The following is an 11,116-nucleotide window of genomic DNA, read 5'->3' on the forward strand; positions in this document are numbered from 1 at the left end:
GCCGGTCACGAGTTCCGGTCACGAGTTCCGGTTGGCAGTGAGTCCCGGGTGGTCACGAGCCTCGGCCGGCGACGGGGACGATCATTCGATGACTGTGTCGGCTTCGTCGATGATGTCCTGGGGGATTTCGACACCCTGAGCCTTGGCTGCCTTCGGATTGACGACGAGCTCGAGGTTGGAGCTGGTCTCGACGGGCATATCGGCCGGCTTCTCCCCGTCTTGGAGGATCTTCAGAGCCATCTGGCCGGTCTGTTCACCCAGCTTCGTGTAGTCGATGCCCCGGGTGATCGCAGCCCCCTGTTCCACCTGGCCCGCTTCCGAACCGACCAGCAGCGCCTCGTTCTTCTCAGCGGCTTGGACCATGGTCGAGACGGCGGAGACGACGTTGTTGTCGGTCGGCACGTAGTAGGCGTCGACATCTCCGAGCGAGTTCACGGCCTGGGCCAGTTCACCGGAGTTCGCGATCGTGGCTTCCTTGATCGTGACACCCATGTCCTTCGCGGCTTCCTTCGCCAGTTCCACCTGCACCTGCGAGTTGACCTCGCCGGAGCTGTAGACGATGCCGACGGTCTTCGCATCGGGTTTGAGATCCTTGACCAGCTGCAGCTGATCGGCGACCGGGTTGAGGTCGGAGGTTCCGGTGACGTTTCCTCCGGGCGCCTCGTTCGATTTCACGAGTCCTGCTTCTTCGGCGTCCGTGACGGCGGTGAAGAGCACAGGCATGTTGGTGATGGCCTGCGCGGCTGCCTGAGCTGCGGGAGTGGCCACGGCAAGGACGAGATCGAGGTCCTCGTTCGCGAACGTCTGCGCGATGGTCGTGGCATTGGCCTGCTCGCCCTGCGCGTTCTGTTCGTCCCATTCGACGGTGACATCGGCATCGTCGAAGGACTTCTTGAAGCCTTCGCTGGCCGCGTCGAGCGCCGGGTGTTGAACCAGCTGGGAGATGCCGATCGCGTACGAATCGCCGCCCTCACCGTCACCGCTGGCACCTTCTCCGCCTGAGCATGCTGACACCGCAATAACCGAACTCACCGCCACAATCGCTGTGGCCAGACGCCTGAGACGCATTCTTCTCCCCTTTGAAAAACCGGTTCAACTGCGTCGAACCGGGACGAATCCTGTCACTTGTCCCCGATCGGTCCCGTCGGTGGGACTCTCCGTGGAACTGCAGACGAACCACGCACTGACCGCGGCTCAGATCATTCTGATTCCGCAGTCGCGTGGGGTTCGACTGTGATGACAACCACTCTATGGGGCGCCACTGACACAGCAGACCAAAACAGGGTTTTGGAGACAATCGTCCCGGTATTGTTATCTGTCGCGACAAACGTCCTCCGATGCCGCATATCGGTCGTCCAAGCGTCCCGTACGGCGTCACCGCGGGGACGCCTCAGCCCACCTCAGGCATCGATTTCGACATCCGCTCGACCCAGCACATCGAGGATCCAGGCGAAGTCGAAGGCTGTTTCCTTCCAGGAATCGTATCGTCCCGATGCACCACCGTGACCGGCGACCATTTCGGTCTTGAGCAGCACATCGGCACCGACCTCACGCAGACGGGCAACCCATTTGGCCGGTTCGACGTAGAGGACCCGGGTGTCGTTGAGCGAGGTCACGGCCAAGACCTTCGGATGCGCCACCTCGGCGACGTTCTCGTACGGAGAATAGGAGCGCATGTACTCGTACACGTGCTCGTCGTGGAGGGGGTCTCCCCACTCCTCCCATTCGATGACAGTCAGCGGGAGCTCGGGCATGAGGATCGAGGTCAGAGCGTCGACGAAGGGCACGTGGGCGCTGACACCGGCGAAGAGGTCCGGGGCCATGTTCGTCACCGCTCCCATCAGCAGACCGCCGGCAGATCCCCCGGATGCCACGAGCTTCTCCGGACTCGTCCATCCTTCGGCGACGAGGTGGCGTCCAGCGGTGATGAAGTCGGTGAAGGTGTTCTTCTTCGCCGAGGTCTTGCCCTGGTCGTACCAGTGGCGGCCCATCTCGCCGCCGCCGCGCACGTGGGCGATGGCGAAGACGACCCCGCGGTCGAGCAGGGAGAGCCGGGACACGGAGAAATACGGATCCATGCTCATTTCGTAGGATCCGTACCCGTAGAGCACCAGTGGTGCGGGATCGACCGGGGCCGCTCCCTGAGGTTCGCCGGCCGTCGCCGAGGCGGTGCTGCCGGGGGCGAGCGCGACGAGATCGGTGCGATAGACCAGGGAGATCGGAATCTGCGTTCCGTCCTCGGCGGCGGCCCAGATGAGGGATTCGCTGTAGCGGTCGAGGTCGACCGAGCCGAGGACGGGTTGACGCTTGAGGACCGTGTCAGTGCGGTCTGCCACGCTGTGCTGATAGATCACAGCGGGCGTGGACATGGAGGTGAAGAGCAGTCGGATGCTCGTCTGGGTGAACTCGGGATTGCCGGCGAATCCCAGGGTGCCGGTCTCTCGCGAGAAGGGAAGTTCCTGCAGTCGGCCATACGGTGATGCGGAGTCGTCGGGATTGGAGGTTCGACTCGAGGAGGCCTGTTCACTCGAGGCGGGCTGTTCAACCGAGGTGGCCTGTTCTCGCCTGTCCAGTTCGATGATGCCGACTCGGGCGAATCCGCCGCGGCGATAGCTGATGACGATGAATTCTGCGAATGCGTCGACGTCTTCGATGCGCAGCCCGTCAACGTCGTCGAGCAGTGGGCGGCCGATGGACTCCGGATCGGCGATGGTGCCCGGGTCGTCGGAGGCGTCGGCAGTTTCGCCTGCAGTACCGGCTGGATCGGAGACGGGGACGTCGATGATGTCGAAGTCGGCCCGTTCCTGGTTGTGGGTGATGAGGAAGCGGTCCTCTCCGGCGATGACAGCGTGCTCCACGGAGTATTCGACCCCGTCGACCCGTGGCCAGACTGCCTGCGGTGCGGCTTCGAGGTCCTCGGATTCGAGTGACCAGAAGCCTGTGGTGGTCTTCGACCCGGTGACGATGAACATGTACTTGCGTGAACGGGAGAATCCCGAGCCGACGAAGAACCGCTCATCGGGCTCATGGAAGATGCAGACATCGTCGCTGCTGTCGGTGCCGACGACATGGCGCCAGACTTTCTCCGGACGCCAGGCCTCGTCGACGGTCGTATAGAAGAAGTAGCGTCCTGCTGGGTCGATCGAGGCTCCGGCGAAGGTGCCTTCGACAGTGTCGAGCAGATCCTCACCTGTGCTCAGATCCCGCATCCTGAGTGTGTACCGTTCGTCGCCGGAGTTGTCGACGCCGAAGAGCAGATACCGGCCGTCATCGGTCAGAGAGAAGGTGCCGAGGGAGAAGAAGTCCTGGCCCTCGGCCGCGGTGTTCGAGTCGAAGATGACTTCCTCGCCGGGCAACGGCTCCTCGCCGACTTCGGGCGGGGTCCAGTCGTCGGCCTCGGAGATGGGGGCGCGAACGCTGATTCCGTAGTCGAGTCCGGCCTTCGTCCGTGAGTAGTACCAGTAGTTCCCGCGCCTGGTCGGCACCGACATGTCGGTTTCCTTGATGCGGGTCCTGATTTCGTTGAAGATCGATTCCTGCAGCGGTTCGAGCTGGGACGTCTGGGCGTTCGTCCAGTCGTTCTCGGCCTCGAGGTGGGCGATGACTTCTGGGGATTCCTTGTCGCGCATCCACTCGTAGTTGTCGACGAAGGTGTGGCCGTGGTGGGTGCGTTCATGGGGGATCTTCTTGGCCACGGGGGCGCTGGAAGCAGTGTCATTCATGGACCCAGCCTAGCCACCTCAGGGTCGATGCCGCAGCACAGGTCTCAAGGGTGCGCTCGTGTCAGCCCACGGGCGGCGAATGAGCACAATGTACAGAAGGTGAAGTATGAGCAGAACGCGATCAGTGCACACAAGCGCGTAATGTGACGCTCATCAACCTAGGCTATGACGAGCCTCACATGTAATTCACAACAGATATGAAAGTTTGGTCAATGACGAACCAATCCGCCTCAGATCCTGGCGCAGATACACGGTCCGGGCCGCCGCATCCGACTCGCCGCATGTTCGGCCGAATCGCCTACGGTGCTCTCGCGGTGGCAGCCGTCGGAACGGCCACCACCTATTCGGTCAAGGCCGCATCGGCCAAGGGTGATCTCTCCTCCAACCTCACGCTCATCGCACCTGCCGGTGCTGGTGGCGGTTGGGACGGGTTCTCCCGAGAGACGCAGCAGGCCATGCGTGTGAATAAGCTGGCCAACAACGCCCAGGTCGTCAACATCCCCGGTGCCGGTGGCACCATCGGACTCGGCAAGTTCACCACCATGCAGGGCCGAGCCGACACCATTCTGGCCACCGGCACCGCGATGGTCGGCGGCATTGCGCTCAACGAGTCGCCGGTCGGTTTCGATGACACGACCCTGCTCGCCCGTGTGGCAGAGGACTACGACGTGCTCATCGCCGCCGCTGACTCCCCCTACAACACGCTCGATGATGTCATCGGCAAGTGGAAGAAGGACCCGAAGGGCTTCGTCTGGACCGGTGGCTCCGCCGGGTCCGTCGATCACCTCACGATCGCTCAGCTGGCGCTGCTGTCGGGCATCCCCGCCTCGGGGATCACCTACATTCCGAAGTCCGGAGGCGGTGAAGCGATCCAGACGCTGCTCTCGGGCACGACGGACTTCGCCTCCTGTGGCTTCAACGAGGTTTCGGACCAGATCGAAGCCGGTCGCGTGAAGGCGCTCGGCGTGGCCTCACCGAAGCGCATCAAAGGCTACGAAGACCTTCCCACGATGACCGAACAGGGCTACGAGGTGACGCTGACGAACTGGCGCGGCTGGCTCGGCGCTCCCGGCATCACTGAGGATGAGACCTCGCAGCTTGTCGACATCCTCAAGCAGACCCGCGACAGCGCGGAATGGGCAGATGCCCTCAAGCGCAACAAATGGACAGACGTGTGGCTGACCGGTGATGAGTTCGCAGAATTCATCAAAGAGGACACCTCCCGGATCGAGACGCTGCTGAAGGAGTTGGGACTGTGAGCACTCAGACGTCAACGAAGAAGAGAGCCAGGACGGCCCACCTCGGCGCCGGGACCTGGTGGCAGGGGCGATCAGGTCTCCTGATTCCTCTCATCATGGCCGGATTCTCGACCTATCTGCTCATCGGCATCATCACGATGGACGTCGCCGAGGACGCCGACCAGCCGGGGCCGCAGTTCTTCCCCATGATCATCATGATCGCCGGCTACGTCCTCACGATCCTGCTGACGATCGCCTATATCCGCAATCCCGAACCCGTCGATGCCGACGTTGATCTCCCCGCCGAGGCTGAGGAGGCCAAGGCGTTCTCGACACCTGTCACCTCGGCGGTGTCGGCCTCGCGCCTCGATCCGCATGAGGAGGACGAACCGGTCCAGGACCGCCAGGCTCTGGCCAAGGCGCGGACCGAGGACTCCTCGCACCGCACACACAGTGACTTCGTGTCCTTGGCCTGGGGTGCGGGCGGCTTCGCCGCGTTCGCGCTCATCCTCGAATTCGCCGGGTGGATCCTCGCCGCGGCGCTTCTGTTCTGGTGCGTGGCCAGGTCGATGGGATCGAAGCGACCCCTTTTCGACCTCACCATGGCACTGACCTTCTCGTCCCTGGTCTATCTCGCGTTCGCGGTGCTGCTGGGACTCAACCTTCCCTCGGGAATTCTGGGAGGTGGCTTCTGATATGGACGCTCTCATGTCCCTCTTCGAAGGCTTCACTCACGCACTGACGCCGATGAACCTGCTCTGGGTTCTCGTCGGCTGCTTCCTCGGCACCGCTGTCGGCGTGCTGCCGGGCCTGGGCTCGTCGATGGCTGTGGCACTGCTGCTGCCCATGACCTTCGCCCTCGACCCCACCGGCGCATTCATCATGTTCGCCGGCGTCTACTTCGGTGGTCTCTTCGGTGACTCCACCATGGCCATTCTCATGAACACCCCCGGCCAGGCCTCGGCGATCGCCTCGACGTTCGAAGGCCACAAGATGGCCCGCAACGGGCGAGCGCCGCAGGCTCTGGCCACGGCCGCGATCGGTGCGTTCATCGGTGGTTTCGTCTCCTGCTTCCTCGTCGTGTTCCTCGCCCCTGCCCTGGCAGACTTCTCGACGAACTTCGGTCCCGCCGAGTTCTTCGCACTCGCGCTCTTCGCCTTCGTCGCCACCTCCTCGGTCGTCGCCGATTCGGTGCTCAAGGGCCTCATGGCGCTGGTTCTCGGCATCGGGTTCTCGGTCATCGGCATCGACTCGGTCTCCGGCACGGAGCGTTTCACCATGGGTGTCCCCGAGCTCTTCGACGGCGTTTCCCTGGTCACCGTGACAGTGGCGATCCTGGCGCTGGGCGAGGTCTTCTTCATCGCTTCGCGGATCCGTCGCAAGGTCAACGACAATACGATCAACTCCTCGGGGAGGCCCTTCCTCTCGCGCAAGGAATTCGGCGAGGCACTGCCCGCTTGGCTGCGCGGCACCGCGATCGGTCTGCCCTTCGGAGTGATTCCCGTCGGCGGTGCCGATGTGCCGACGTTCATGTCCTACGGTCTCGAGCGCAAACTCGACTCCCGGCTCAAGGACCCGCAGTTCGGCGGCAAGGGTGCTATTCGCGGTCTGGCCGGTCCTGAGGCGGCGGGTTCTGCCACGACAGGTATCGCCATGGGTGCGCTGTTGGCCTTGGGTCTGCCGATCTCTGCGACGGCTGCGATTATGCTGGCGGCGTTCCGTCAGTACGGTCTGCAGCCGGGACCGCTGCTCTTCGACCGGTCCCCCGAGCTCGTGTGGGGTCTGCTGGCGAGCTTCTTCATCGCCATGATCGTCCTCCTGATCATCAACCTGCCCTTCGCTCCCCTGTGGGCGAAGCTGCTCAAGATCCCGGACCCCTACCTCTACGGCGGCATCGCGGTGTTCTGCGGGCTGGGCATCTACGCCACCTCGGCGTCGCAGTTCGAACTCATGATCCTGCTGGGAATCGGCATCATCAGCTTCGTGCTCAAGCGCTACGGTGTGCCGTTGGCTCCGCTGATGATCGGCATGGTCCTGGGCCCGCTGGCCGAATCCAGCCTGCGCGATGCACTGTTGGCGTCGGGCAATGACGTTTCAGTCCTCGTGTCCTCGCCGATCACGATCGTCCTCTACGCTCTCCTCATCGCAGCACTGCTCTACACGGGCATCGGCCGTGTGCTGGCACGGAAGCGGCAGAAGAATGCCGTGCCGGAGACGCAGAGCGAATCGGTCGGCTCATAGTTCGGACCGACACGAACTGATCGTGACAGCGGGGAGCCCCAGGGATGATTCCTACGGATCGTCCGTGGGGCTCCCCGCATTCATGTCACACGGTCCCCGTCGCGGCGACGGGGACTTGGCATCGATTCAACGGTGTGCTCCGGCAGCCTCGACGGGCGTGCTGCCGCCGAGGTCGTCTCCGGCACTGCTGGGCAGAAGCCGGCCGGCGCCCTTGAGCCCGAAGCTTGTGAGCACGGCCGCAATGAGCACGAGGACAACAGCCCCGCCCGCGGCCCACTGCACGCCGAGGTCGAAGGAGCCCACCGCCGCCTCGGCGATCTGCTCACCCAGTTGGCCACCTTTGGTGCCCGCATGCTCCAGAGCCGAACCGAGAGTTTCGAACTCGGCTCCGGTTGCTTTGGCTCCGAGCATCGACTGCAAGTGAGTGCTGTAGACCATGGTCGTGAGTCCGCCGAGGACGGCAGTTCCCATGACCGATCCGAACTCGTACGCGGTTTCGGAGATCGCCGAGGCTGCTCCGGCCTTGTTCGCGGGCACCGCTGCCATGATGAGGTCGTTCGTGATGACCTCGGCGGTGCCGAGTCCCAGTCCGAGAACGAGGAACGAGATGAGCATTCCGGCCACCGAATGTTCGGGCGTGAACGCCACGATCCCCAGACCGATCGCGTTGAGCCCGAGCGCACAGGGCACAATCACACGCGGCTGCACACGAGCGATGATCGGCACCGCAGCGTAGCCCGCGGCGATAGAAGCAGCCAGTCCCGGCACCAGGACCAGCGCGGCCTCCACAGGCGAGAGTCCGAGCACCAGCTGGAGCAGTTGTGTGCCGAAGTAGAGGAAACCCGCCAGTCCCATGACGCTGAGCAGGTTCGAGGACACTGCTGAGGTGAAGACCTTGTTGGCGAAGAGCCTGACGTCGAGCATCGGGTTCGTCGAGGCGAGCTGGCGCAGAACGAAACCGGTTCCCGCAATGACTGTGACGGCGAGGCTGACCCAGAAGAGCAGGTCCACACCATCGGCCATGACGTGCTTGATGGCGAAGACGAGCGGGGTGAGCATGAGCATCGACAGCCCGATCGACAACGGATCGATCCGGCCCGGGTTCGGGTCACGCGATTCGGGCAGCAGGAGAAGCGCCGCCGGGATGAAGATCGCGATCAGCGGCAGGTTGATGAAGAAGACGGAGCTCCAGTGGAAGTGCTCGAGCAGGATCCCACCGACGATGGGCCCGAGCGCGGCACCGCCGCTGAACATAGCGGCCCAGGTGGCGATCGCGACTCGGCGGTCCTTGTCGTTGAGGAAGATGTTGCGGATGAGCGAGAGAGTCGACGGCATCAATGTGGCACCGAAGAGGCCGAGCAGTGCGCGCGCGAGAATGAGCATCTCTGCTGTGGTGGAGAATGCCGCCAACAGTGAAGCCAGGCCGAAGCCGAAGGCGCCGATGACGAGGAGCTTGCGGCGTCCGACCCGGTCGCCGATGCTGCCCATGGCCACGAGCAGTCCCGCGAGCATGAGGGCGTAGATGTCGACGATCCAGAGGAGCTGGGTGCCGGTGGGATGGAGTCCGGTGCTGATGGCCGGTATCGCGAATCCCAAGACGGTGTTGTCGATCGAGATGAGCAGAACAGGGATCATCAGCACAGCCAGGCCAGCCCATTCGCGCCGGCCGGCGCGCACTCGTGGAGTCTGTGTGGTGAACATGAATACCACTGTACCGTCTAGACGGTACAGTGGAAAGCCGAGACGCAGGACTTCTTCGGAAGCTGCGCGGTTCGACTAGGCTCGGCGTCATGGCACGCAACTCCACCGATACCAAAGAGAAGCTCCTCGATGCCTTCGAGATTCTGCTCGACGAACACGGCATATCCGGAGCAACACTCGACGCGGTGGCGGCGAAAGCAGGAGTGTCCAAGGGCGGATTGCTCTACCACTTCGGGTCGAAAGCGGATCTGATCAAGGGCAGTCTTGAGCGGCTTGGCAGCCTGGTCGACGACGATGTCGAGTCCATGAAGTCAGCCGGCGATCGACTCCATCTCTACTACCTCGAGACATCTGCCGAGGTCGGCACGCCACTCGACCGCAGCCTCATCGCCGCCGAACGCCTGGCGCAGGAGAACGCAGAGGCCAAGAATGCCCTCCGAAAGACCAGGGAGGCATGGTTCGACGTACTCAACAACCACCTCGGCGACCCCGATATGGCCATGACGATCCAGCTCATCGGCGACGGCATGTACTTCAACCAGAACTTCGGGCTCTCCCAGGACGAGGCTCTGACCCACGTCAAGAACGTGCTGGGCCGCCTGGGGCTGTAGACCGCGCTGGCAGTCGCGGCCACTTCTTCCCTCTCACCAATATCGCTCAATACGCCTGCTGAGTGGCTGACGACGCCCCATAGTGGAGTGACTCCCCTTCAAAGACCGGTGACGCCCCCTTGCATGGTCGAAATGGACTGGTCCTGCTTCGCATAATGCGCCCATTTTGACCACTCAAGCCCCGTTGCGGGTGCGCCGATTGAGACTTCACGGCCGATTCCCCCGCGTGACTCGTGTGCCGCTTCCTGTGGATGGCGGATTTCTGTCCACAGGCATAATTTCGGCACTCCACTTCTCTGCCCAGATCCGTCACGATGACATACATGTTCAATGACGACAGGTGGGAGGTTCGCGACTATCCGCGCCTGTTTGCAGCACGCGATGCCGAGAAGCTCGGAATCTCCCGTCATCAGCTCTACAACACTCCTCGCTGTCCGATCGTCTTGCCCGGAGTGAGACTGGATCGCGAGTCTCTTGAGCCCCGTCGAACGCCGAGGTGGGCAGATGAAAGTTGGGAACGGGATTCGCTGCGACTCCGCGCGGCGCGGCTCAAGTTCTCCCAGGTTTTCGCCGACCATTCGACGGCGGCCCGGATCTACGGATGGCCATTGCCGCGGAAGCTGATGGATGATCCTCGACTGCGCCTGTGCACTTCCGAGCTGGATCTGCGAATTCGCCTGCCAAACGTTTCGGTGCGTCGGACGAGGCATACCACTGCGACAACATGGTTGGACCTTCCTGTTCTCGGTGCTGCGTCCACGTTCCTTGCCGTCGCACCCGATCTGACACTGACCGAACTGGTGAAGGTCGGCGATGCAGCCGTCGGCAAGTGGCATGGGCCTCCCCAAATGTCCCTTGACGACCTTCGCCGGCTGGTGAGTCAGCGTCCACGACTGCGGGGCCGGCGACGTGTGTGCGAGGCAATCGATCTCATCCGGCCAGGAGTGGATTCCCCGAGAGAAACCGATCTGCGTCTGTGGGCGATGGCTGTCGGATTGCCGGAACCCACCGTTCATCCGAAGGTCGAAACCGGTTGGCCCAGGGGCGAGGTCGAGCCCGACCTGGGCTACGAAGGTGCTCGGCTTGCCCTCGAGTACGAAGGAGATCATCACCGTTCATCCCCAGAACAATGGACTCGAGACATCGAACGCGACGAAGCCATGAGAGACGCGGGCTGGACCGTGCTCAAGGTGACGAGGAAGACCAACTACCGGTCTCTCGAGGCCAAGATCCGCCAGCACCTCGGGCTGCCATGAATCGCCTTTCCGCACAGACAGACGATGATGCCCGAACAACAGGGCGCAAGTACGCGCCTGGTGCGAGTCAGCCCCCAGATGCTGCGCCACCACAACACTGCCCACTCGCTATGCGACTTTCTGCCTCCCCGAGCGACAACTGAGGCATATTGACGCACTAGGTGGTCGAAACGGGCCGATTCCGCAAAGGGAAGTCAGCCCATTTCGACCACCTAGCAATGGGCGAGGCGCCGGCGGGGAGCGAGGCGCCGCCGGGGAGCGAAGCGCCGTCGGCTCGTAGCCGCCATGCGCAGCAAGCCCCGGCTCGTAGCCGCCAGGCGCAGCGGGCGCCGGCCCGCAGCCGCTGG

8 protein-coding genes are annotated in these 11,116 nt (G+C 63.2%); 5 read left to right on the top strand and 3 right to left on the bottom strand.

The features are described 5' to 3' along the window. Positions 1–81: 81 nt before the first annotated feature. Entirely contained in the window at positions 82–1,068 is a 987-nt protein-coding gene (locus L0G76_RS10525) for an ABC transporter substrate-binding protein (RefSeq protein ID WP_304357192.1), read from the bottom strand. A 332-nt stretch (positions 1,069–1,400) separates the two neighbouring features. Beyond that, entirely contained in the window at positions 1,401–3,722 is a 2,322-nt protein-coding gene (locus L0G76_RS10530) for a S9 family peptidase (RefSeq protein ID WP_304357193.1), read from the bottom strand. Positions 3,723–4,003: 281 nt separating this feature from the next. Between L0G76_RS10530 and L0G76_RS10535 the strand changes: the two genes are divergently transcribed. Genes L0G76_RS10535 through L0G76_RS10545 form a run of 3 tightly spaced genes read left to right on the top strand, consistent with a single transcriptional unit; the run spans position 4,004 to position 7,201 of the window. After that, positions 4,004–4,981 carry a Bug family tripartite tricarboxylate transporter substrate binding protein gene (locus L0G76_RS10535; protein WP_304357194.1) on the top strand — a complete coding sequence of 326 codons (978 nt, stop codon included), beginning with the start codon at positions 4,004–4,006 and terminating at the stop codon, positions 4,979–4,981. Next, positions 4,978–5,655: a tripartite tricarboxylate transporter TctB family protein gene (locus L0G76_RS10540; protein WP_304357195.1), complete on the top strand. Its 678-nt coding sequence runs from the start codon at positions 4,978–4,980 to the stop codon at positions 5,653–5,655. Before L0G76_RS10535 ends, L0G76_RS10540 begins: the two co-directional genes overlap by 4 nt. Position 5,656: 1 nt before the next feature. Beyond that, the gene (locus tag L0G76_RS10545; RefSeq protein ID WP_304357196.1) at positions 5,657–7,201 is read left to right on the top strand and encodes a tripartite tricarboxylate transporter permease; all 1,545 of its coding nucleotides are present in this window, start codon (positions 5,657–5,659) and stop codon (positions 7,199–7,201) included. Between the two features lie 126 nt (positions 7,202–7,327). Here the strand turns inward: L0G76_RS10545 and L0G76_RS10550 are convergent, their stop codons facing one another. After that, positions 7,328–8,902 (bottom strand): MFS transporter, encoded by a 1,575-nt coding sequence (locus L0G76_RS10550; RefSeq protein ID WP_304357197.1) that lies wholly within the window; start codon positions 8,900–8,902, stop codon positions 7,328–7,330. 89 nt (positions 8,903–8,991) lie between these two features. On the opposite strand from L0G76_RS10550, the gene L0G76_RS10555 reads away from it, so the two are divergent. Together L0G76_RS10555 and L0G76_RS10560 are read left to right on the top strand one after the other, a co-directional pair. Beyond that, positions 8,992–9,513: a TetR/AcrR family transcriptional regulator gene (locus L0G76_RS10555; RefSeq protein WP_304357198.1), complete on the top strand. Its 522-nt coding sequence runs from the start codon at positions 8,992–8,994 to the stop codon at positions 9,511–9,513. Positions 9,514–9,836: 323 nt separating this feature from the next. Next, a complete protein-coding gene (locus tag L0G76_RS10560; protein ID WP_304357199.1) occupies positions 9,837–10,769 on the top strand; it encodes a hypothetical protein in 933 nt (310 codons plus the stop codon). Positions 10,770–11,116 lie beyond the last annotated feature (347 nt).

Origin of the sequence: Brevibacterium picturae (assembly GCF_030453725.1) — a bacterium.
In the GTDB taxonomy this organism is placed as follows: Bacteria; Actinomycetota; Actinomycetes; order Actinomycetales; family Brevibacteriaceae; genus Brevibacterium; species Brevibacterium sandarakinum_A.